Below are 25373 nucleotides of genomic sequence, written 5' to 3' on the forward strand. Positions count from 1 at the left end.
ACTGGACATGGAAAAGACCATGTCCAGCCTAAATAAGATAAGAATCTTAGAAAATGATGAGCAAAAAAAGACAAATCCCAACTCAAATGAAGCATTTGAGTTGGGGTTTGTCGACAGTCTGAGAACCCTTGGTATACAAGGGTTCTTTTGTTTTGTAAGGTGATTAAATTTATCTAATTTATTCTACTATGCACAAACTATACACATACAGTATTTTTTGCATTGATCCATTTAATTTATTTAACATATTTTTTCTATATATGTAACTCTATGTTTTATTAAAAAAGGATTGTTCCAAACGTAAGGATGCTTCGTCGTGTGAATGGAAGGTAACGTGAGCATATATAATTCCTACTCGACTATGTCCAAGCCTTTCTGAAACCACTTTTGGATTCACTTGGTATTTCAAAAGTAATGTTGCGTGAAGATGCCTTAAATCGTGGATAGTACAGTTAGGTACATCAGCTTTTTGTATATAACGTTTAAGTTCCCTTAATATATGGTCGGGATCTTTGAAATTATGAGTCCTGGAAAACCTTGAATTTAAGGAAGAGAATATAATAGAAACTAAGCATATATTAGAAAGCGAAAATGTTGAGGAGAAAATATTTGAAGAACTAATTATCCAAAAAAATGCAAAAAAACACCTATATCGGGTGTCTTGAGTGTATTTTGGGATCGGATAAATTACTAAGCATTTATTAAAAAAGTTTTTACTAATTGATAAGTGTAAAATTGAACTAAGGAGTATTAATATTTAACAAAAAATTACAAAAAATCAAACAAAACAGTTGAATCTTTAAAGTTATAAATATATAATAATTTAAAATAGTGAAATAATAAAACGCGACAATGAGGACTAAGTAGTGACTTATCTCCCTGGTACAGAGAGCTGATGGTTAGTGTGAATCAGTCCAAAGATAAGCACGAATAACATCCTTCTAGCATCTTTTCTTTTTTATATAAAGTCTAATAAAAAAGTGAAAGACGGTAATAACCGTTATCAATAGAGTGGTAGGTAATTTTTACCTGCAAATAGGGTGGCACCGCGGTCATTCGTCCCTACTGGTTAAACCAGTAGGGACTTTTTTATATAAATTTTATGCCTAGGAGGGATAATATGACTAGTAAAAAAGTGAAAGTTTCTCTGACAACAACAGCAGCATTAGCAACGTTACTATTAATGAATAATGAGGCTGAAGCAGAATCTTATAAGGTAAAGGCTGGAGACACCCTGTGGACAATTGCTCAGAAATATAACACAACCGTTTCTGATTTAAAAAAAATCAATAACCTTTCCTCTCATTTAATTTTTCCGAATCAAGTTTTAATGACAAACGCATCAACAAACTCAGATCATTCAACTCAACATTCCTCAACTCAGATTTCCACTTATACAGTCGTTAAAGACGATACTTTAAGTTCAATAGCCGCAAAATATAAAATCTCTGTGCAAAAGTTAATGCAGTGGAATAACTTAACTTCTTCCTTGATTTTTCCAGGTGACGTATTAAGTATTAAAGAACCTAGTGATAGTAAAGGTACAAATAATAAGACAAATGAAAATAATAACCAAGGAGGTAAGACGAATAAATCAACAACTTATACCGTTAAAAGTGGGGATACATTAAGCGAAATTGCTTACAAACATGGAATAACGTTAAAGGAATTAATGGATTGGAATAAGTTACAAACGACATTAATCTATCCTGGCGATGTTTTAGTAGTTAAAAAGACAAATCAAACGCCTTCTAATAACGGTTCAAATAGTAAGAACAATAACAATACAAGCGGTACAAATCGTACATATACTGTTCGGGCCGGAGATTCTTTATGGAAAATAGCAAATACATTTAGTGTATCCGTCGCTAATTTGAAAAAATGGAATAATCTTAGTTCAGATACGATTTATGTTGGGCAAAGTTTAAAGATTGTTGGTGGTAACTCGACAAGTAACAATTCCTCTTCTACACCACAGGATAATATAGGAACAAGTTATAATGTAAATAAATTAATTGAAATTGCAAAAAACTTTATTGGTGTTCCATATGTATGGGGTGGTTCTTCCCCTGCTGGTTTCGATTGCAGTGGTTATATTTATTATGTATATCAACAAGCAGGACTTAATATCGGACGTTTCAATGCAGAAGGATACTTTAATCGTTCTTATTATGTGACAAGTCCTCAACTTGGTGATCTTGTCTTTTTTAAAGATACATATAAGAAGGGGATTTCCCATGTAGGAATATATCTAGGAAACAATGAGTTTATTTCAGCAACCAGTAGTGGAGGAGTTAAAATTGTTAGTTTAAATAATTCCTATTGGAGCCAGCACTTCGATAGTTATAAACGTTTTTATTAAAATTTATATGCGAGAAATTCATTTATAAAGATTCAGGTAGGGCAGAAATTAATTCTATCTTTGGGTATTTCTCTATAAAATAATTTGAAAGTATAGGGGGTTAAAAGAGTGAAATGATCATTACGAGAAAAAAGAACAACTTCTATGGCAGAGGTTGAATAGAATTAACAAAATCTTATAAGACGTAAATACCCGAAGTGGGTGTCCGAATGATAGAGATGATTTGACTAATCATAATAATGGTAAGGTAAAAATAATAGTTATTAGCCCACTTATCCTTATTCTTAAAATTAACAATTGACCGTGTAAAACGGTCTTTTTTTGGGAGTATGTAAAATAACGACCTGATTTTGTTTTATTCTGGTGTGTGACATTACATTTAAAATGTTACTAAGCTTTTATGACTTGTCTTATTGCCAAACCACACTGGCAGGTCAGGTATAAGCCCGGTATGATCCATTCATAAACCTAGTTTTTTTCACTTTATGGAAGTTTTTTATGAACTGTTTTAACAATATAAAAAACTAAGAATATTTCTCAGCGGTGGTTTTTTAAAGAAAAATATAATAAAATGCAAATTGTATGATGACAACGTGATATTGCCATCATAATAGGCCCAAAAAAGGTAAAAAAGGGGACAATCAAATGACAATTATTGTAGAGAATGAAAAAGAGTTTGTTAAGTTTTTAAAAGACGGTTATCAAACTGGTATTTTTAAATTAAAACTGAAAGAACTCCATAACTCCAATATAACAAAACGTAAAATGATTATTTATAAAAGAGGTAGTCAAAAGATCTCTTTATATATAAAAAATGGTGATGGTAATAAGAGAGAGTTTGCCATTTATTCCCCTGAAAAAGATACAGTTTACATTGAAAATGGGAATAAGTTCATTGGTTTAAGAACCAAATATGTTGAGAAAGAACAATACCAAACATCCACAAGGATTTCTCTGAAAGATAATCAAACCTCTTCACCATCATCAATTCAAAATAAAGAATCTATGAGAAAAGATAATTCTCAATCTATTTCTCCTCAGACTGTGAATACAATAAAATATCAGGATAATTCCTCAGATAAGATAATGAAAATCAAAAATCTACTACAACATGACTTAAAAGAAGCTAAAAAAGTTTGGGCCATATTAAAAGATGGAGAAGAGATCCAAATGAACAATTCCATATTTGAGGAATCAGGCATTCTTTATTTAGGAAGTAAAAGAAAAAATATTGAATTGGCCAATATCCAAACCATTAAATATAGAGGTAAAATATATTTAGATTAAGTGTATATAGTCTCCAGTTGACTTCGGAGACTCTTTTTTTGTAAATGTTTTTTACCTTATCTTACTTAATCTTGTAGTTAGAAATTTCTTCCTATATGACAATTGTCTGAATAACCATCAGAAGATTTCTCGTAATTACAATTCAATAAAATTTTTTGAAAAACTAGCACATTAAGGAAAGAAGGGCTGTCCAGAAAGTTTTTGGGGATCATTGAAAGAGAAGTTGGCGGAGTGCATTCAGTGGTACGGCTTCTCCAACCACTTAATTCTGCTCGTGTATCTGACGCTATCGTTTTCGGCACAAAGTTTTGCTGATTCCGCTGGAGTTGCCTTCAAAAATCCGCTTGTTATGAATTATTGGACAGCCCTTCTTCCATCTTATTCTTGTTGCTTAACTTTTGTAACAAACAAATATTTATTTCTATGGACAATTGCACTTACTAATGCAAGTAATAGACCTGAGATTATGAATACTGCTCTTATTCCTAATAAGTCTGCCAATATTCCCATAAGTAGAGAACTAATACCAAAGATTCCAGTTACAATGGCACCTGATGTGGTATAAAGGGTAGCCAACTTTCCTTTTGTTACACTGGTTTGTATTATGGTTTGTTGTGGAATATTTTTTATTTGACCAAATAGTCCCACTACAAGCGATAAAAGTAACGCTATCATCGGAATTCTGTTAAGACTAAACAGTATTGTGGCTAAGGAAATTGCTAATGAGCCGATAAAAATAAAAGTACCTAATTTCTCCTCGATAAAAGAAGAACATTTAATACAATAAATACTTCCAAATATCAAACCTATAAAGTATGAACCATTAATAAAACCCCACCATTTTTCATCAACATTTAAAGCATCACTTACAAACACATATAAAATAGCAGCAATCCAAACAGTTCCTGCGATTGTTTCGAAACAGTCTATCAAAGCAATTTTTCTTAATACTGTAGTGTTAGATAAAGTGATCCATCCCTCTTTAATCTGCTCTAGTTTCCTTTTAGGTTCAGTTGTTTTGTGTTTTACATTTTCTAAAAGACAAAGTATAACACTTGCGATTACAAATAAACCTCCAACTAACCAAACAAGTTGTTGAGGACTCATAAAAATTAGAAATATACTTCCTACGAACCACATAACAGATTGTATGATCTGTGTAACAGTTTCTGCTATTCCGTTAGCTTGAATTAGAAATTCGTGTTTAACATAATGCGGAATCAATGTCTGTCTTATTGGATTTGCACATCCATCAAGAAGAGCAATCAATCCTATTAATATAAAGATTAAATAATAATTTGATTTTGTTAATCCATTAAACATAAATCCTAGAATAATAAGCAAAGTAGTTTTTCCAATTTGTGATCCAGCCAATAACCATTTTAGATTTACTTTTCCAACCAAAATAGGTGTTAACAGACTGGAGATAAACATTGAAGCAGTAATCGTAAATGGCACGAACGATGATACAGATACAGAACCAGTTAAAACAAATACTGTACTTATAACACTGACCGTATATAATACATCGCCAATATCAGCGAGAGATTGGCCTAGAAGTAGTAAAGAAAAATTTGTATTCAATTTCATTTTATATCCCCCAATTATGAATTGATTTTTATCTTAGGGGATTTTTAAATTAGACTGCTCATTAATTTTGCTCCTTTCGTATAAAGTGAAACCATCATTATGGGGGATATATTCAAAACATTTCTATCTCAATTTACTTAAAAATTCTATATTAAAGAACTACTTTTCTATTATAATGAAATATATAGTCTAAATAAACAGAATATTATATTTTAAGAAAAATGAACATCTAATACTTTAGAAAGATTAGAATTTATTAAAAACTGACGAGGTAGCTTTACTAAGTTAAGTCCATCTTAATTTATAATAGTGATGAGAAGTGAAATATTATCTGGGAATTTTCATAAAGTTTAATGAATAATTTTCTCGTTTTTACGTAAGAAAATGAAAGAATTTATTAATGAACAGTGATCTATCATAAAAAAGCACGGGAAAAAGGAGTTGTAAAGCCAATAAATATGATCTTGTCAGATGAAGGTGGTAATTAGATAGGTGAGTTGAGTACAGAAATTTATTGGGAGATGGTTGGAATCATTACATTTTGATTTGTGAAGCATATTGAGGAATTGGTATAGGGGATGCCGAGCAGAAGATGTAGAAGATAAGTATAAATAAAGCTCTGCTTACTACTTTGAATTTCAATCCCGTTCTTTTTTTGAATGTAAAGGTTATTGAGTTGTAGGAGAAATTAAAGATTATCTTCCTGATAGTAGTTATTTTACAATGGTAAAAGTATTATAAAAATAGGAGAGGGGTAGTATGAAAATATTAAAAAAGTTATTAAACAAATATGTTATTTCTCATGCAAACAGTATTGACATTCCGGATTTTCCTTCAAGCAATTTAGTTCGAAAAAAAGTTGTTTTTATAGGAGAAGTACAAAATGTAGGGTTTCGGATGGAAATGTATACTCTTGCTCAAAGAGTAAATTTGACCGGTTGGGTTAAAAATCTACCTGATGGAAATGTGGAGGCAGAACTGCAAGGGGAAGAAGCAAAGGTAGATTTTGTTATCAAATCAATGAAATCTTTGAAACGTGCGAATGTAGAGGAATGTAAAATCTTAAACATACACATTAGTCCTCGTGAAAAAGAATTTACAATTTTATGGTAGAATACAATCACGAGTAGAAACTTATAGAAAGGACTCTACTTTGCATAATGAATGAATAATGTTTAGAAAAGGAAAAACAGGCGTTTTATGTAGATTCCTATGGTTTTTAATGGTTATATTTAAGAATTTCTTAAAATTATTTATGAAGGATTTTTAGGAGATCGTTTCATTGAAAGTAGTTTATATAAAAAATAATTGAAGCCCCGATATAGATATTGTTCAACTTGTCATCTATAAAGGGGCCGGTTTTGATTAATTAATCATCTTTTTTTCCAATTTTTTCTAATTTATATTTGCCATCCTCTGTTTTTTTAAACTGATATTCGTTTTTATGATCATAATGATAAGGATCTTCATCTTTATCTGTTAATGTAATATCAACTTTCGCAGTATATGTAAATCGGCTCATATCTTCGTTTGCTACAAAAAGTTCTTCAGATATGTCTATCTCCATATCTTTAAAATCCCTTGCTTTTGCTTCATGATACGTATCAATAATGGAGTCGTATACGTTATCAGCGTCAATCCATGTATTTTGAATGGATTTTCTTAATTCTTCTTCTGATTCAGCCATATATAATGAATAGTTAAATTCTTTTATGACTTCTTTAGCCTCTGCCATAAGTTTTTTCTCTTCTTCAGTGTATTCTTTTTCTGAGAACATAATGTTACAACCAGCTGTGAAAATTATTACAAACAGGAACAAAATTGCTATAATCCATTGTTTAATGGTAAACCCCTCCAATACTTTTTTGCTTTACACAATTTGTATGCATGTATTTATTATATCGTCAACTTATCCAATTAACAAAATGAAAATTGACAGATCTGTTACTAATGGTTTACGAATAATCAAGGAATATATTTGATTCATATTATTTTTGTATGCATGGTATTATGTTCTTTAAAAATAAAGCCATTGAATGAAGGATCAATGGCTCTAATTAAGGTTTTCGATAAGTTTTAAGCAGATTGACTTGTCATCTGTTTACGATTGGTTTCTTTTTCTTGAAAGTACATCCAAACAACGATAATTAAGCATGCAAGTGCGATTTCTGAAAGTGCCATAAACGCTATTGAATATTGTCCTGTTATGTTATGAACAAATGTCAGTACAAGTGGTGGGAAAAATCCCCCTAATCCCCCCATCGCAGATACGATTCCATTTACAACACCAGCTTGTCTTGAGAAATAGAGCGGAACAAGTTTAAATACAGTTCCATTACCAATACCAACAAATACTCCCACACAGAGTGCACCGATTGTAAACCATGTGATATTTGGTGAAAATGCTAAGATAATAGCTGATAATGTAACGGATCCAAATGTAAATATTAGAATAATAAAGGAATTAAATTTATCTCCTAACCAACCGCCAACAGGACGAAGGGCTGTCGCAATGACAATAAAGACGGCTGTTCGTATTCCCGCATCAACTGAGTCTAGATTAAAATGATTAACTAGAAAATTTGGTAAAAACATTGTAAAGGCAACAAAGGCACCAAAGGTGATAAAATAAAATAAACTTAATGCCCATAATGTAGAATTACGATATACCCCCTTGATTTGGTCACCCATAGAAACTTTGACTTTCTTCTCTTTTCTGTCTCCTAAAATCAGGTTTAAACCGATAAAAATAAGAATTAATAGTAAATAAAGACGTACTGCGCCCCTCCAACCAATTGCTTCTGCAATGATTGGTGCTCCGAAAGTAGTAATGGCTGTTCCTATATTCCCAACACCATAAATTCCGTTTATAAAACCATGTTTTTCCTTCGGATAGTATTTTGGGAGTGACGTCACACCAATGGAGAATACAGCACCACTAACACCAAGGATTAATCCACCAATGAGTAAGTCAATAAAGGAATTTGCAACACTAATGTAAAACACTGGAAAAAGAATAATGATAAAACTTGCAATAAATAAAGTTCTAGAACCAAAACGATCGGCGTAAAAACCGATTGGGATACGTAAAAGAGATCCTAAAATAACGGGGATAGCTGTAATTAGCGATACTTGACTTTCCGTTAAAGTAATATCTGCCCGAATGTGAACCATAAGGGATGAAATGAGAACCCAAATCATAAAGCCAGTAATTAAGCTAGATGTTTGTAATCCCAATTGAACAGATGGTTTTTGCATATAATATCCTCCTTTATAAATGTCATACATTTTTCAAATTTTTAATCTTCAAAGCCTATGAACTTGTTGTTACTGATAGATTATCTGATAAAAATTCTTTACTATGCGAAAAACATCACATAAATTTAGAACAATTCATGAACTTTTTAACAAAGTTTTGAACTTAAATCATTTTATGTAGTTTCAAACTTTCAAGGTGTGATGTAATTCACAACGGTAAAAATTTTGTGGTGCTTAAATGGGATTAGAAAGTGATAGTAAGTTGAATGGGAGGTTAAAAGATGAAAAAGAAATCATCTCCACTTTTGCAACGTTTTAAGTATTTAAAGCCTATAGAGAAATATTCAAACAATCATAGTCAATTACAACAAGGAAAACGTGAATGGGAAAATGTTTACCGAAGAAGATGGCAACATGATAAAGTTGTCCGTTCTACCCATGGAGTGAACTGTACTGGTTCATGTAGTTGGGATATTTACGTAAAAGAGGGAATTGTAACTTGGGAAGGACAGCAACTAAACTATCCAACAACCGGTCCAGATATGCCTGAATTTGAACCGAGAGGATGTGCAAGAGGGGCGAGCTTCTCTTGGTATATTTATAGTCCTTTGCGTGTGAAATATCCATATGTTCGGAAAAAACTCCTTGATATGTGGAAGGAAGCATTGGCAACGCATGATACTCCTCTAGATGCTTGGAAATCGATTGTGGAGGATCCAGAAAAAGCCAAACGTTATAAACAAGCACGAGGAAAAGGTGGACTCGTTCGTGCAAGCTGGGAAGAAGTCACACAATTAATTGCAGCAGCAATGCTTTATACAACGTTAAAATATGGACCAGACCGAAATGTTGGTTTTTCACCTATACCTGCAATGTCAATGATTAGTTATGCCTCTGGAAGTCGTTTTATGCACTTAATGGGTGGTCCGATGCTTAGTTTCTATGATTGGTATGCTGATTTACCACCTGCATCACCACAAATCTGGGGTGATCAAACTGATGTTCCAGAAAGCTCTGACTGGTTTAATTCTAGCTATATTATGACTTGGGGATCTAATGTGCCACTAACTCGGACACCGGACGCTCACTTTTTAGTTGAAGCTCGTTATAGAGGAACGAAAGTTATTTCTATAAGTCCTGACTACGCAGAATCGACAAGATTTGCAGATGATTGGCTATCAGTTCGGCAAGGTACCGATGGTGCATTAGCAATGGCAATGGGTCATGTAATATTAAATGAATATTATCATCAAAGTAAAACGAAATACTTCGAAGAATATGCAAAGAAATATACCGATTTTCCATTTTCTGTTCTTATAAAAGAAGAAAACGGTACGTTAACCGCTGATCGTTTCCTTAATGCACAGGACCTTGGTATTGAATCTGAACATGCAGAATGGAAACCGGCGATGTTTAACAAACATATCAATGGATTTTCGATTCCTCAAGGAACCATGGGTTCACGCTGGGATAATAATGGAAAATGGAATTTACATTTAGTTGATGAAAATACCGAAGAAAAGATAGAACCTGTATTAAGTTTTCTAGGTATGGAAGATGAAATAATGACGGTGAATATGCCATATTTTGATGAAAATGGAAGCCGGATCCTAAAAAGAAATATCCCGGTAAAAAAGATTGAAATCAATGGAAAAATAAGATATGTGACAACAGTCTATGATTTAATGTTAGCAAACTATGGTATTAATCGTGGACTTGGTGGAGAAGCAGCCCATTCCTATGATGATAAAACTCCTTTCACTCCGGCATGGCAAGAAGATATTACGGGAGTTGATCGTAATCTTGTTATTAAAATTGCCCGTGAATTTGCCCAAAATGCCATCGATACAAAAGGGCGTTCGATGATTATTATCGGTGCTGGTGTAAACCATTGGTATAACTCTGATACGATTTATCGAGCAATTATAAATCTTGTACTGTTCGTCGGTGCCCAAGGAGTGAATGGAGGAGGCTGGGCTCATTATGTCGGACAAGAAAAACTTCGTCCTGTTGAAGGATGGAGTACAATTGCAATGGCAAAAGATTGGGGTGGTCCTCCAAAGTTACAAAATGGCACATCTTTTTTCTATTTTACAACAGACCAATGGCGTTTTGAAGAAACTGCGATCAATGATTTAGTTAGCCCTACAGTAGGTAAGGCAAGATACAATCACCCAGCCGATTACAATGTTTTAGCTGCAAGACTAGGCTGGTTACCATCCTATCCAACCTTTAACCGTAACGGCATTGAATTATATAAAGAGGCGGTTGCAAAAGGGTATGAAACAACAGAAGAAATTGGAAATTATATTGCCAAACAGTTGAAAGAAAAAGAATTGCAATTTGCAATTGAAGATCCAGATAATCCGGTTAATTTTCCTCGGACACTATTCGTATGGCGAGCAAATTTAATTTCAAGTTCTGGTAAAGGTCATGAGTATTTCTTGAAATATTTATTAGGAACAAAGAATGGCCTATTGAACTCTGATAAAGATAGTCTTCGCCCTGAAGAAATTAAATGGCGGGAAAAAGCTCCGGAAGGAAAAATCGATTTATTAGTCGACTTAGATTTCCGAATGTCAGGAACAGCTTTATATTCTGATGTCATTTTACCGGCAGCGACTTGGTATGAGAAATATGATCTTTCAAGTACAGATATGCATCCTTTTGTCCATCCATTTAATCCAGCGATTGCCTCCCCATGGGAAGCAAAGTCAGATTGGGAAGTTTTTCAAAAGATTGCAAAAGGTGTTTCTAAACTTGCAACAGAACTTAATTTAGAACCTGTAAAAGAAGTTGTTGCAACTCCTTTGCAACATGATACAAAAGGTGAAATGGCACAACCATTAGGACTTGTGAAAGATTGGTCAAAAGGGGAATGTGAACCAATCCCTGGTAAGACAATGCCTCAAATCCATGTTGTCGAACGGGATTACAAACAAATTTACAATAAGATGATTGCGCTTGGACCGAATGTCGTGAAACAACCTTTAGGTGCACATGGAATTAATTGGATGGTTGAACAAGAATATGAATCATTAAAGAAAAGACTCGGTACGATTCAAAACGGAACAATGGTTGACGGTTGTCCAGATATTCGTGATGCAAGGAATGCATGTGAAGTAGTGCTCACATTATCATCAACAACGAATGGAAAAATAGCTGTTCGTGCTTGGAAATCGTTAGAAAAACAAACAAATCTAGAATTAAAAGACTTAGCGGAAGACCGTGAAGGCGATCTTATTACTTTTGATAAAATAACTGCTCAACCGCAAACAGTTATTACATCTCCAGTTTTCAGTGGATCTGAAAAAGATGGTAGAAGATATTCACCATTTACAACGAATGTTGAACGGATGGTCCCTTACCGTACAATTACCGGCAGACAATCCTTTTTCGTTGATCATGAAATGATGAAAGAATTTGGAGAGTCGCTAGCAATCTATAAACCAATTTTAAATCATAAGCCTTTTCGTTCTAACCGACCAGATGTAGAAGGAAAAGAAATTATATTAAACTATTTAACACCGCATAATAAATGGTCAATACATAGTATGTACTTTGATTCACAACCTATGTTAACGCTCTTCAGAGGCGGACCAACGATTTGGCTAAATAAAGATGATGCGGCTGAAATTGGTGTAGAGGATAACGATTGGATCGAATGTTTCAACAGAAATGGTGTTGTTGTGGCACGGGCTGTTGTTACCCATAGAATTCCTCGAAGTGTTGCTTTTATGCACCATGCACAGGACAGACATATTCATGTTCCAGGAACCAAATTAACGGAAAACCGTGGTGGTACACATAATAGTCCAACTCGAATTCATATTAAGCCGACCCATATGATTGGTGGTTATGCGCAATTAAGTTATGGATTTAATTATTATGGTCCAACTGGAAATCAACGGGATTTAAACGTTGTGATTCGAAAATTGAAGGAGGTAGACTGGCTTGAAGGTTAAAGCTCAAGTAGGTATGGTGATGAACCTTGATAAATGTATAGGGTGTCACACCTGTAGTGTAACATGTAAAAATACGTGGACAAACAGACCAGGCGCGGAATATATGTATTGGAATAACGTTGAAACTAAGCCGGGGATCGGTTATCCAAAACAATGGGAGGACCAAGAAAAATATAAAGGCGGTTGGGAATTAAAAGATGGTGAACTTGTGTTGAAATCCGGTTCCAAAGTTAACCGAATATTCAATTTATTTTACAATCCAAATCAACCTGAATTAGATGACTATTATGAGCCATGGACTTACGACTATGAAACATTAACAGAAAGTCCAGAAAAACAATATCAACCAGTTGCCCGAGCAAAATCGCAAATTACAGGTGAATTTATAGACCTTGAATGGGGACCAAACTGGGAAGATGACTTGGCGGGTGGACATATTACAGGGTTACGAGATCCAAATGTTGTACAAATGGAGGAATCGATCAAAACCGAATTTGAAGATGTGTTTATGATGTATTTACCACGGATTTGTGAACATTGTATCAATGCGCCATGTGTGTCTTCTTGTCCTTCTGGTGCGATGTATAAACGAGATGAAGATGGAATTGTTTTAGTTGACCAAAATGCTTGCCGGGCTTGGAGACATTGTGTAACAAGTTGCCCATATAAAAAGGTGTATTTTAACTGGAAAACAAATAAAGCGGAAAAATGCACACTTTGTTTCCCAAGAATCGAAAACGGACAACCTACAATTTGTTCTGAAACGTGTGTCGGTCGAATTCGTTACATCGGAATAATGTTGTATGATGCAGATAAAGTTATTGAAGCAGCGTCAGTTGAAAATGAAAAAGAACTTTATCATGCACAACTTGGTATCTTTTTAGATCCGAATGATCCAGAAGTAATGAAAGCAGCATTAGCTGACGGAATTCCAATGGATTGGATAGAAGCAGCACAAAAATCGCCAATATATAAAATGATTATCGATTGGAAAATTGCGCTACCGCTCCATCCTGAATATCGTACAATGCCGATGGTTTGGTATATTCCACCACTTTCTCCAATTATGAATACGATTGAGGGAAAAGGAAGTAATGCCGACTGGTATGATATTTTTCCTGCGATTGATGAGATGCGAATTCCGATCGAGTATTTGGCAAACCTTCTCACAGCAGGTGATACCAATCATATTCGAGCAGTTTTGAAAAAAATGGCAGTCATGAGAAGTTATATGCGTGCAGTAACAACAGGGCAATCCTTTGACAGAGAAATTATCGATGAACTTGGTTTAACAGAACAAAGTATAAAAGAAATGTATCGCTTACTTGCCATTGCTAAATATGAAGACCGCTTCGTTATTCCGAAAAGTCATAAAGAGGAAGTACATGACATGTACTCCGATCAAGGTGCATGTGGTTTAGACTTTGCCGGTGGTCCTGGTGGATGTGGTGTTCTTTCATAAATGATATGCACATGATAATTATATTACGGGACCTAAGTCAAATTCTTAGGTCCTAAATAAAGGGAGTGATAAGATGAGCAATGTTTTTGATCCGAGAATCTATCAGTTCATTTCAATTCTATTACAGTATCCAGATGATGAGTGGTTTAACATATTGCAAGAGATTAAAAGTGAAATATATACCATTCAAAATAAACAAGTTCAACAACTTTTCCATACATTTATTAATAGTATAGAGTCCATATCGAAAGACGACATAATAGAAAACTATATTGAGAACTTTGATTTTGGGAAAATAACAAATCTTTATGTAACACATTTAAAACTTTGTGAACAGCGGGAACGTGGTCTTGAATTATTAAAACTGAAACTGTTTTACAAAGATCATGGTTTTGAAATGACAGATGAAGAACTTCCGGACTATTTGCCACTGATGCTTGAATTTTGCGGGAATGTTTCCAAAGATGTTAGTAATGAACTTTTACAAATGCATTTTGCAGCAATAGAAGAAATTCAAAGTAGATTAAAAGAAAATGAAAGTATATATGCTGTTCTTCTGCAAGCTTTACTATTGACAATGGAACAAAACGGAATCGACAAGAGTGATTCGTTACAAGAAGTTCATGGGTAATAAAATTAGGAGGTGTATAAAATGAACGGATTTGAGTTATTTTTGTGGGGAATTTTACCTTATATCGTCTTTACTATATTTCTTGGTGGGCTTATTTATCGATACCAAAAAGATCAATTTGGCTGGACGACGAAATCAAGTGAATTTTTAGAAAAAAGAAAGTTGGGAATAGGCTCACTTTTATTCCATTGGGGGATCATTTTTGTTTTAGCTGGACATGTAGCCGGCATTCTCATTCCTGTTGATGTATATAATTTTTTAGGAATAACGGAACATACGTATCACATTATTGCTATTGCTCTTGGGTTTCCGGCAGGAATTGTGGCTACATTGGGACTTATCATACTTTGCCATCGCCGATTAACTGTCAAGCGGATTAAAGTGACTACATCACCTAGTGATTGGGTAGCACTTTTTGCAATTTTACTTGCTGTTGGAACAGGGTTTATTGCCACATCGTTCAATATTGATTCCCATGGTTTTGACTATCGAACCACGATTGCACCCTGGTTTAGAAGCATTTTTACTTTCCAAATCCAGCCTGAACTGATGGCTAAAGTACCAATTTGGTTTAAGATTCATATGCTAGCTACTTTTTTCTTATATATTGTGTGGCCATTTACAAGGTTGGTCCATGCCTTTAGTTTCCCAATTCGTTATTTAAGTCGAAGTTATGTCATATATAAAAAACGTGTGAAAGAGCATGCATAATAAGAGCTAGCGGAAACTCACAAAAAAGGCAGGTGAAATCGAAGATGAACCAAGAAAACTTGATAGCACTCATTCATCAGTTACGTAATCTTGATCAAGAGGATAGACAAAAAACTATTGTAAGAAAAATAGAACACTATGTATCTGATCGTAGCATAGATATAAATCTGAAGTTTCAAGCCCAGTCTGTTCTTGGCTCATATTTTAAATCAATCCGAAACTATGATCGTTCGGCAGGATATTTTCGTGAGGCGTTAAATTCTGTTTTTTTAATTGATGATGCTCATGCAAATGTGATTATTCAAACGTATTTAGAGTATATTGCCCTTGAAACTGAATATAAACAATACAAAAAGGCTCGCATATACTCTGCTAATCTATTAAATTGGCTTGATCGCCATAGCCCAGAGGATTTTATTGCATATGGCTTAACTTATAAAGCGTTAGGAAAGTTATTTTTTGAAGAGGAAAATTATCCAGGTGGCATTGCTCAATTAGAAAAAGCATTGGACTATTTTCGTAAGAAACTTCCAGAAGAGCATCCCATTTTTATTGAATTAATTCAGGTTATGTCAAATGCTTATATAGAGCTTGAAAAGTATGATCAGGCATTATCCCTTTATGAAAATATACTAAATAAGAAGATTGATGCAGAAGACAAATTTGGTGAAGCTTTGATCTTACTTCGAATTGGTGAGATTGATTATTATAAAGATTTAAAACAAGCACGAAGTAACATTATGAAAGCTTTAAACATCTTTCAAGAATTGGGTGAACAAGCCCAAAAGTATATTTTAAAAGCTTATTTAATGCTTGGCGAAATAGACGAAAATATAGCCAACTATCCACGCGCGATCAATTATTATAAAAAAGCATGTCAAGTAATTGAAAAACAAGATCGACATAATCAAGCGATGATTGTTTTTATTTACTCAAAAATTGGCATGATATCGATTAAAATGAATGAGCTAGATAAAGCTAAATTATATTTAGAAAAGGGGTTACCGATTTCTGAATCATTTGCGAATATTCGGATGCAATTTTTATACGGATTAGGTAAAATTTATTCTTTAGAAAAGAAATATGAACAAGCATTTCAAATGTATACAAAATTTTTACAAGGTTTAGAACAAACGGGACATAAAGTTTCAAAAAGCTATGCGGATACGTTGCAAGCATTAGCCTTTAACTTTTTACAGCAAAAACAGTTTGAAACGGCATTAAATTATTATGAGCAAGCCCGAATAATCTATAATCAACTCATGTCAACAAGTTGTCGAGAAGAAAAAGGGTTAACTTACATGCGAATAGGCTATTGCTATGAAAATCTAGTGAGACCTGATCTGAAAAAGGCTGAGCAATTCTATGAGCAGGGATTTGAAATTCTATCCAAAGTAAAAAGTGTAGAACTTTTAGAAGAAGGGTTAGCAGCTTTAATTGATTTTTATCGTAGATATAAGAAGCGTAATAAACAAAAGATTTATGAAGATAAATTAGTAAAATTACAAAACATGCAAGTAAAGAAAATGTGATAAGCAGACTATTGGAAAACAGTCTATATTCATTTTTAGTGCTCATGTTTTTTTGGGTACAAGCTCAAGTTTGTGGTGCGCAAGATATTCGTTAAAGATTTAGCCTCATGAATGGGGCTCTTTAAAAATATGAATATTTCATTTTTTGTTGGTCATATAACTATGCAAAGTTTTTAAAACAACATAATTTATAATAAATCTGTATTTGTAAAAATGAGGTGTATAACAATCTTGTATAAAAGAAGGAGAGGACCGCAAAGAAGGAGAGGGCCACGTTTTTGTATTTTTCCAGGGTATAATTGGTGTGGACCTGGGTGTAGTGGACCTGGTGCACCGATTAATGCCGTAGATGCTGCTTGTCGAGAACATGATCTTTGTTACCAGAGAACGGGGGATTATTGCTACTGTGATAGTCTCTTTATAGAACGGCTAAGTCGTTTGCAAAACCCATATACAGTTGAAGGAAGACATGCAAGATTAATGTTAAATTATATGCGAATTCAAAGGAGAATTAACTGTTTATTTCGCTAAGCAAACAGGTGGATGAATCTACCTGTTTTTTTATGGACTCATTATCTTTATCTTTGTTTATTTATTTAAGACAGGAAGAAGTAAATTAATAGTATAAACGATAAAATTTGTGTAAATAAATAGGAATAATTGTAAAAAAAATTCAAGTGTTGGAGCTCCATGTCATAAAGGAGGTACTTGATATGTCTGGACCTGGATTAAAACACGTAGATAGTCATGCTGCCATTCATGAAGCAGCCCTTAATGAAGCAAGGGAATTAAATCGTCTGGTTGCTAAACTCGCTCGTGCAAAAAGATTTGATAAAGCTATTGAAGTGGCATACATCATTGTTGAACATTGGGAAACGAGGACATTACAGCATGCAGCTGCTGAGGAGGAAGGGTTATATAAGGATCTATTGGATGAAAATCCAAATTTAAAGGATGAAATTACTGCCCTTATACGTGATCACAATATGATGCGTTTTCTAGTTAAGAAAATTAGACAAATATTAGAAACGGAAGGATTCACTGAAGAAATATTAGAACTTTTTTATACGCTCGTGCATGTTGATCACTTTCACAATCTACAAGAAGAAAAGTTATTACCAGATCATTAAGCTTAAGTGGTGAGAAAATTGAGTCAAAAAAAAATTCAATCATTACAAATCGTATATCCGAATCTTTATCGTTGGATCGTCGAAGAGTTGGAAGAAAAATTTTGTATTCATTCCTATGATATTCAAGCTGATGCGATACAGAAAGAAAACGGAGTCGAAGTAATTATCCGTTTTGGACAATATTTTCACCATCAAAAAAAGGAATTTCTGTCAAATCCTATTGAGCGATCGAGTGAAGAGTTTAACAAATTCATACATAAAATTTGGAAAGGCTTGTCGTGAAGTATTAATCGATGACTATTTTAAAATGATGACACCATAATTTACCAAGCTGTAGACATTAATATCTACGGCTTTCTATGTTGGGATGGCTTTTTTGACTTATCCGAATTTCAGAGGAGGTTGCTTTCGTGTTTTTGTTTGAAAATGAAGCAGCACTGGTTCAAGACCGTGAAGATTTATTGTATGTCCTAAAGATCCGTTTTGGAGATATTGCTCCCGGTATTATTGAAGCCGTTTATAACATTAGTGAGTTGGAAAGATTAGAACGTTTAATTTTAGTCGCTGCGAATGCACCATCTTTAAAAGTTTTTCTTGAAGAATTGGAAGCTGATGAAAAAAGCTTCAAACTCGTGGGTGAACGTTTTAACCCCATTGATATGATAAATGAAGGGAGCATTGAAAATGGCTAGAATGAAAAATAAGCTTTTCGAATCATTAAAGCATATAAAAAGAGGAAAGGTAATTAATCAAGGTTGGACAGAAGAAAGCAGACGGTCGCGAGATACAGAGGAGATTTATCGTAGACGATGGGCACATGATAAAATTGTTCGTTCTACCCATGGCGTCAACTGTACTGGTTCTTGTAGTTGGAAGATTTACGTTAAAGATGGAATTATCACTTCAGAAACTCAACAAACCGATTATCCGTCAACTGGTGATGATTTTCCAGAGTATGAGCCACGTGGCTGTCCAAGAGGGGCAAGCTTTTCTTGGTATACATACAGTCCAGCCCGAGTAAAGTTTCCATACATTCGTGGAGATTTATTTGAATTATGGGAAGCGGAAAGAAAACAAGGTCATAATCCCGTTCAAGCTTGGGAAAACATTGTTACAGATCCTGAGAAAAGAAAGCAATATGTAAAGTCAAGGGGAAAAGGTGGTTTTGTTCGAGTAGAGTGGAAAGACGTTTGTGAAATCATTGCTGCTTCTATTATTTTTACTATTAAACAATATGGGCCGGATCGGATTATTGGTTTTAGTCCAATTCCAGCCATGTCAATGGTTAGTTATTCTGCTGGATCAAGGTTTATTTCATTGCTTGGTGGAACAATTTTAAGTTTTTATGATTGGTATGCTGACTTACCACCTGCATCCCCACAAGTTTGGGGCGATCAGACCGATGTACCGGAAAGTGCGGATTGGTATAATGCAAAGTATTTTATCATTTGGGGAACGAACTTACCGCAAACAAGAACACCTGATGCTCATTTTATGGTAGAAGCGAGATATAACGGAACGAAAGTAGTTGGCGTCAGTCCGGACTATGCAGAATACGAGAAATTTGCTGATTTATGGCTGCCTGCTCGTGCAGGGACAGATGGTGCTTTAGCTATGGCAATGACCCATGTCATTTTAAAAGAATTTTATGTTAAACAACAAATTCCTTACTTCATTAATTATGTGAAACAATTTACCGACCTTCCTTTTCTGGTGGTTTTAAAAGAACAGAATAATGAAGTACGTAGTGATACGTTCTTAAGAGCAAATGATATTGATGATACTGTAAAACTTGGTGAATGGAAAACGGTAGTGTGGGATGAGAATACAAAATCGTTAGAAATCCCAAATGGCAGTGAAGGGTTTCGCTGGGATGATAGTGGGAAATGGAACTTAGACTTAACAAAAAATGATGGTTCACAAATTGATCCTCAGTTAAGTTTTCTTGATGAAGCAGATGAAGTTGTACAAGTGACATTCCCATATTTTGCAGAAGAAGATGGTGGCGTGATTAAGCGTGGTGTCCCTGTAAAATATATTAAAGATATACACGGAAATAAGTTAAAAGTAACAACCGTTTATGATTTAATGATGGCCCATGTCGGGATTGACCGTGGTCTACCAGGAGACTATCCAAAGGATTATGATGATCCAAAACCTTATACACCAGCTTGGCAAGAAAGCATTACCGGTGTTAATCGAAATCATGTGATTCAAGTAGCGAAGGAATTTGCCGATAATGCAGCTCGAACAAAAGGAAAATCCATGATTGCCCTAGGTGGTGGAACAAACCATTGGTATCATAGTGATCAGATTTACCGTTCCATTTTAAACTTAATACTTTTAACGGGATCACAAGGTGTAAATGGTGGAGGATGGGCCCATTATGTTGGTCAAGAAAAGGTTCGACCGTCAGAAGGTTGGAGTGTTATAGCCTTTGCCAATGATTGGGGCGTGCCGCCTCGCTTGCAAAATGGAACCTCCTTTTTTTACTTTGCGACAGAACAGTTTCGTTATGAAGGTGAAGTAAATAGGGATAACTCGCCTTGGGGTGGAAAGTATAGCAAGATGCATCCGGCAGATGTGAATGCTCTTTCTGCTCGACTTGGTTGGTTACCATCTTATCCGCAGTTTAGCCAAAATTCCATCGATATTGTAAAGGAAATTAAAGCAGCTGGTATTACTGATGAAAAGGAAATTATTAACGAAGTAGTAAAGAAAATGAAATCCGGTGAAATTGAATGGGCCATTGAGAACCCAGATGACTCGCGAAATTTTCCGAAGGTTCTTTTTGTATGGCGCTCCAATTTAATTGGTGATAGTGGAAAAGGACATGAATATTTTGCAAAGCACTTAGTTGGTGCTGATCATCAAGTTATGGCGGAAATGGAAAAGTCATGGCAGCCAGAGTCAATTAATATTTCAGAAGTCCCGCCAGAAGGAAAGCTCGATTTACTAGTTAACTTGGATTTTCGTATGACAAGTACTGGTTTATTTTCAGATATTGTATTACCGGCAGCGACATGGTATGAAAAACATGATTTATCAAGTACCGATATGCATCCGTTTATCCATCCATTCAATCCAGCAATCAGTCCACCATGGCAAGCGAAAAGTGACTGGGATGCATTTCGCGAGATTGGAAAAGTATTTTCTGAGTTAGCAGCAAAATATCTTCCAGCTACAGAAGAATTGTTAACCCGTCCCCTTGCCCACGATACACCAGATCATATGGCGCAACCACGCGGTAAGATTAAAGATTGGCGGAAAGGGGAAGTTGAACCAATCCCAGGAAAAACCATGCCACACCTAGAAATTGTCGAAAGAGACTATCCGAATGTTTATCAGAAAATGACTTCCATCGGTCCTTCATTGAAAAAAGGATATGGTGGAAAAGGCGTAAAAATTCCAGGAGAAAAAATATTTGAAGAATTAAAGGATCGAATTGGTGTGAATAAACGTGAAGGTATTAGTAAGGGAAATCCAGACCTTTACACCGATAAACAAGCGATTAATGCAATTTTGTTAATGTCTGGTGCAACAAATGGAAAACGGGCAGTGGAAGGTTGGAAGTCCTTAGAAGAAAAAACTGGGAAAAAATTAACGGAAATCGCAGCTCCTCGTGAAGAAGAAGATTACACATTAGATGCGATTACAGTTCAACCACGTACTTCCATTTCCACACCTGTTTGGAGTGGAATGGAAAAGGATGGAAGACGATATTCACCATTTACGGTAAATACCGAGTATAAACTTCCGTGGCATACGCTTACAGGTCGTCAAAGTTTTTATTTGGACCATGAGATGATTTTAGATTTTGGTGAAGGATTACCATTGTATATACCGCCACTTACAAAGTTGCCGTTTTTAAAGAAAGAAATAGGAGTCAAGAACACGGGAAAATCGATTATTGTTCGTTACTTAACCCCTCATCAAAAATGGGGAATTCATACAATGTTTACTGAAGCGACACCAATGGTCCAACTATTTCGAGGTTGGCAAGTTGTTTGGATGAATGAAGAAGACGGCGCAGCAATAGGCATAAAAGATAACGACTTTATTGAAGTGTATAACCGAAATGGTGTTGTTGCAGCTCGAGCCGTTTTAACCTATCGAATACCAAAAGGAATGGTCTATATGTATCATGCACAAGACCGAACGATGGGGGTGCCTGGAACAGCGATAAACAAAAAACGTGGTGGTACTCATAACAGTATGACACGTATAACGCTAAAGCCAACCCATATGATCGGCGGCTATGCACAACTCACGTATGGTTTTAATTACTATGGTCCAACGGGTCATCAACGGGATACATTTGCTGTCATTAGACCATTGGAGGAGGTTGATTGGCTTGAGAATTAAAGCGCAAGTTGCAATGGTAATGCATCTTGATAAATGTATCGGCTGTCATACTTGTTCGGTTACTTGTAAAAACACATGGACGAATAGGCCGGGAACAGAATATATGTGGTTTAATAATGTTGAAACACGGCCAGGTGTTGGGTACCCAAAACGATGGGAAGATACGAGCCGCTATAAAGGTGGTTGGATATTAGAAGATGGAAAATTGAAGCTACGCGCTGGTGGTCCAATTTCAAAACTAGCGAAAATCTTTTACAATCCGGATATGGCAGAAATGGAAGATTTTTATGAGCCGTGGACTTATGACTACGATCATTTAATCCATAGTCCAAAAACAGATCATTTGCCTGTCGCAAGACCTGTATCTCAAGTGACTGGGAAATATATTGATAAACCTGAATGGGGGTCTAACTGGGATGATGATTTGGCAGGTGGTAGTGCTATTGTGTCCAAGGACCCCAATGTAGAAAAAATACAAGAACATATTAAATTGGAATATGAAAAAACGTTCATGATGTATTTGCCACGGATTTGTGAACATTGTTTAAATCCATCTTGTGTTGCATCATGTCCAACAGGGGCATTGTATAAGCGTGATGAAGATGGGATTGTGTTGGTTGACCATGACGCATGTCGAGGCTGGCGCTTCTGTCAAAACGGTTGTCCATATCATAAAGTGTATTATAACTGGAACACTCATAAAGCGGAAAAATGTAATTTTTGTTATCCGCGAACAGAGGCTGGATTACCAACCATTTGTTCAGAAACATGTGTTGGAAGAATTCGTTATATTGGAGTCGTATTATATGATGCAGATAAGGTAAAAGAAGCAGCATCTGTTGAGGATCCAAAAGACTTATATGAAGCACAACTCTCTTGTTTTTTAGATCCATTTGATCCGGAAGTACAAGAAAAAGCAAGGAATGCAGGCATTAACGAGGCATGGTTAAAGGCTGCAATGGAGTCTCCAGTATATAAATTAGCAATGAAGTGGAAAATTGCGTTACCATTGCATCCAGAATATCGGACATTACCAATGGTTTGGTATGTGCCGCCACTAAGCCCTATCATGAATCATATTACAAATGAAGACGAATTAAATACGGATGGTTATATCCCTGCTGTAGATCAAATGCGCATACCGATTGAATATTTAGCATCGCTACTTGCTGCGGATGATACGAAAGTAGTTAGAAAAGTATTATTAAAATTATCAGCAATGCGTGTGTTTATGCGGGGGAAAACGGTTGGGGGTGTAGACGAATTTCGTCAAAGTGAACTGTTGAAACAAGCAGAAACAACACCAGAGGAAGTGGTAGAAATGGCAAGACTTCTAGGTGTAGCTAAATATCATGAACGGTATGTGATTCCAACGGGGCGTAGAGACATGCATGATGATCTCGACTATCAACAGGGGGCTTGTAGCCTAGAGGAATTAGCACCTCAAGAAGGAATGAATCCTCGATTTGGCATGATGAAGGTGAGAGAAAACTATGAATAAAAAACAAAAAGCCATTTTGGTTATGGCTTCGCGCTGTTTAGATTATCCGACTGTTGAACTTTTAAACATGAAACCAGACTTTCAAGAGATCATTGAAAATGTTTTTGAAGGGGATAACGAAATAAAAGAAGCATTCTTACCCTTATTCCGATTTACCATTCGAGAGATTCAAGAACTATATGTGGAGACATTTGATTTAAAATCAAAAATTAACCTATATTTAACTGCCCATGAACTCGGTGATAGTAATCGCCGAGGGGCAGCCTTAGTAAAGCTGCAAAAAATGATTAATCAAGCAGGATTTGAAAGAAATACTGATGAGTTAGTCGATTATATCCCGATGTTATTAGAGTTTTTAACTGTTGCTCCAAAACATGTAGAATTGGAACGATTAAAAAGAAGACTGTCGGTAGTCCTAACCTATATTTTGGAAAACTTAAATAAAAACAATCCGTATGCTGGGATTTTTAAAATGTTGATGAAGTATGTTTTTACAACTCCTACTGCAGAAGAGGTTAAACAGTTGGAACTAGGAAGAGAAGAAGCAGACTTAGAAGAGTTACCATATCCGATTATGTATAAGTAAATTTTGGGCAGCACGGATTCTCAAATGAAGGAGCGATGTGTATGGCAGATATTTTTTGGTGGGTTGTATTTCCTTATGTTACATTAACCATTATGGTCGTTGGACTACTTTATCGTTATGCTTTTCGACAGTTGACTTGGGCAGCCCCTTCAACAAACTTTTTAGAAAAAAAATGGTTGCGAATTGGCTCTCCTTTATTTCATTATGGGATTATTTTTGCCTTTATTGGCCATATAATGGGAATCCTCATTCCAATTGGTGTGTATGAAGCGTTAGGAATTAGTGACCATCTGTATCATTACGGTGCCATCTTTGGTGGAGGTTTGGCAGGGATGATGGTTGTTGTCGGTCTCGTCATTTTACTTATTCGGAAAATGACGATTGATCCCGTTCGTATAAAAGCTACCTTTGCTGACTATTTTTCATTGTTAGCGGTTCTATTTGTCGCTGTTACGGGAACATATATGACGATCGTTTATAATTTAACCGTTGTAGCTTATGAATATCGGACAACCATTGGACCATGGTTTCGCAGTTTATTTTTTCTTCAACCTAAGTATGATTTAATGGTCGATGTTCCATTTATCTTTAAAGTTCATGTACTTTCAGCCTTTGCTTTATTTGCTTCCATCCCTTTCACACGTCTTGTTCATATTTTTAGTTTTCCGATTCGCTATGTAAATCGACCGCCAATTCAATACCGTTCGAGGATAAATTTTCGAAAAGAAAGAACGTAAGCGTAATGACCAAATTGTAGTGTTTAGAGGGATAGAGTAATGAAGAAATTTACATCTATCTCTTTTTTTTGATTAGATTTCTTCAATATTTTTCAAAGAGGGTATCCTCGCTGTTTACCCCATTATAAAAAAAGGGGCTGTCCAATAAGTCCCCAAAAAAAGAGCGAAATTGAGAAATCCTTGTATTTCTCAATTCGCTCTTTTTACATTTTCCTGAAAACAGCTTGATATTACCTACAAATTTTAGGAGATTGTG

At 35.2% G+C, this 25373-nt stretch carries 20 protein-coding genes and 1 other annotated feature; of the genes, 16 read left to right on the forward strand and 4 right to left on the reverse strand.

The features are described from left to right. Positions 1–268 precede the first annotated feature (268 nt). Complete coding sequence (locus OEV82_RS16105) at positions 269–757, reverse strand: tyrosine-type recombinase/integrase (RefSeq protein ID WP_317634318.1); 489 nt, start codon at positions 755–757, stop codon at positions 269–271. 83 nt (positions 758–840) lie between these two features. Continuing rightward, positions 841–1067, forward strand: a binding site (T-box leader). A gap of 53 nt (positions 1068–1120) precedes the next feature. Between OEV82_RS16105 and OEV82_RS12365 the strand changes: the two genes are divergently transcribed. After that, complete coding sequence (locus OEV82_RS12365; RefSeq protein ID WP_263062064.1) at positions 1121–2362, forward strand: C40 family peptidase; 1242 nt, start codon at positions 1121–1123, stop codon at positions 2360–2362. 645 nt (positions 2363–3007) lie between these two features. Beyond that, positions 3008–3649, forward strand: a complete 642-nt coding sequence (locus tag OEV82_RS12370) for a hypothetical protein (RefSeq protein ID WP_263062065.1) — start codon at positions 3008–3010, stop codon at positions 3647–3649. 378 nt (positions 3650–4027) lie between these two features. On the opposite strand, the gene OEV82_RS12375 is transcribed toward OEV82_RS12370, so the two are convergent. Continuing rightward, positions 4028–5239, reverse strand: a complete 1212-nt coding sequence (locus OEV82_RS12375; RefSeq protein ID WP_263062066.1) for an MFS transporter — start codon at positions 5237–5239, stop codon at positions 4028–4030. Positions 5240–5998: 759 nt separating this feature from the next. Between OEV82_RS12375 and OEV82_RS12380 the strand changes: the two genes are divergently transcribed. Next, positions 5999–6352: an acylphosphatase gene (locus OEV82_RS12380; RefSeq protein WP_173657641.1), complete on the forward strand. Its 354-nt coding sequence runs from the start codon at positions 5999–6001 to the stop codon at positions 6350–6352. A 256-nt stretch (positions 6353–6608) separates the two neighbouring features. On the opposite strand, the gene OEV82_RS12385 is transcribed toward OEV82_RS12380, so the two are convergent. Both OEV82_RS12385 and OEV82_RS12390 read right to left on the reverse strand, forming a co-directional pair. Next, positions 6609–7016 carry a hypothetical protein gene (locus OEV82_RS12385; RefSeq protein ID WP_173657642.1) on the reverse strand — a complete coding sequence of 136 codons (408 nt, stop codon included), beginning with the start codon at positions 7014–7016 and terminating at the stop codon, positions 6609–6611. A gap of 299 nt (positions 7017–7315) precedes the next feature. Then, on the reverse strand, positions 7316–8497 hold the full coding sequence (locus OEV82_RS12390; protein WP_263062067.1) for a nitrate/nitrite transporter: 1182 nt from the start codon (positions 8495–8497) through the stop codon (positions 7316–7318). Positions 8498–8778: 281 nt separating this feature from the next. On the opposite strand from OEV82_RS12390, the gene OEV82_RS12395 reads away from it, so the two are divergent. From OEV82_RS12395 to narI (OEV82_RS12455), 13 genes are all read left to right on the forward strand, one after another. After that, complete coding sequence (locus OEV82_RS12395; RefSeq protein WP_263062068.1) at positions 8779–12462, forward strand: nitrate reductase subunit alpha; 3684 nt, start codon at positions 8779–8781, stop codon at positions 12460–12462. Next, positions 12452–13924, forward strand: coding sequence for a nitrate reductase subunit beta (gene narH, locus OEV82_RS12400; protein WP_263062069.1), 1473 nt, complete (start codon positions 12452–12454; stop codon positions 13922–13924). Before OEV82_RS12395 ends, narH (OEV82_RS12400) begins: the two co-directional genes overlap by 11 nt. Positions 13925–13997: 73 nt before the next feature. Continuing rightward, positions 13998–14555 (forward strand): nitrate reductase molybdenum cofactor assembly chaperone, encoded by a 558-nt coding sequence (gene narJ, locus OEV82_RS12405; protein ID WP_263062070.1) that lies wholly within the window; start codon positions 13998–14000, stop codon positions 14553–14555. Between the two features lie 21 nt (positions 14556–14576). Further along, positions 14577–15266 (forward strand): respiratory nitrate reductase subunit gamma, encoded by a 690-nt coding sequence (gene narI, locus OEV82_RS12410; protein ID WP_263062071.1) that lies wholly within the window; start codon positions 14577–14579, stop codon positions 15264–15266. Between the two features lie 44 nt (positions 15267–15310). Further along, complete coding sequence (locus tag OEV82_RS12415; RefSeq protein ID WP_263062072.1) at positions 15311–16798, forward strand: tetratricopeptide repeat protein; 1488 nt, start codon at positions 15311–15313, stop codon at positions 16796–16798. Positions 16799–17029: 231 nt separating this feature from the next. Next, positions 17030–17329, forward strand: coding sequence for a phospholipase (locus OEV82_RS12420; RefSeq protein WP_263062073.1), 300 nt, complete (start codon positions 17030–17032; stop codon positions 17327–17329). Positions 17330–17511: 182 nt separating this feature from the next. Beyond that, entirely contained in the window at positions 17512–17928 is a 417-nt protein-coding gene (locus OEV82_RS12425; RefSeq protein WP_263062075.1) for a hemerythrin domain-containing protein, read from the forward strand. Positions 17929–17946: 18 nt separating this feature from the next. Then, the gene (locus OEV82_RS12430; protein ID WP_263062076.1) at positions 17947–18210 is read left to right on the forward strand and encodes a hypothetical protein; all 264 of its coding nucleotides are present in this window, start codon (positions 17947–17949) and stop codon (positions 18208–18210) included. Between the two features lie 128 nt (positions 18211–18338). Then, a complete protein-coding gene (locus tag OEV82_RS12435) occupies positions 18339–18620 on the forward strand; it encodes a hypothetical protein (RefSeq protein ID WP_173661699.1) in 282 nt (93 codons plus the stop codon). After that, positions 18613–22293, forward strand: coding sequence for a nitrate reductase subunit alpha (locus OEV82_RS12440; protein WP_263062077.1), 3681 nt, complete (start codon positions 18613–18615; stop codon positions 22291–22293). The genes OEV82_RS12435 and OEV82_RS12440 overlap by 8 nt, the downstream gene beginning before the upstream one ends. Next, the gene (gene narH, locus OEV82_RS12445) at positions 22283–23794 is read left to right on the forward strand and encodes a nitrate reductase subunit beta (RefSeq protein ID WP_173662157.1); all 1512 of its coding nucleotides are present in this window, start codon (positions 22283–22285) and stop codon (positions 23792–23794) included. The genes OEV82_RS12440 and narH (OEV82_RS12445) overlap by 11 nt, the downstream gene beginning before the upstream one ends. Next, on the forward strand, positions 23787–24380 hold the full coding sequence (gene narJ, locus OEV82_RS12450) for a nitrate reductase molybdenum cofactor assembly chaperone (protein WP_173662155.1): 594 nt from the start codon (positions 23787–23789) through the stop codon (positions 24378–24380). The genes narH (OEV82_RS12445) and narJ (OEV82_RS12450) overlap by 8 nt, the downstream gene beginning before the upstream one ends. Positions 24381–24421: 41 nt before the next feature. Next, complete coding sequence (gene narI, locus OEV82_RS12455) at positions 24422–25117, forward strand: respiratory nitrate reductase subunit gamma (protein ID WP_263062078.1); 696 nt, start codon at positions 24422–24424, stop codon at positions 25115–25117. Positions 25118–25373 lie beyond the last annotated feature (256 nt).

It is taken from the genome of Pallidibacillus thermolactis (assembly GCF_025660415.1).
GTDB classification, from domain to species: Bacteria; Bacillota; Bacilli; order Bacillales; family Caldibacillaceae; genus Pallidibacillus; species Pallidibacillus thermolactis.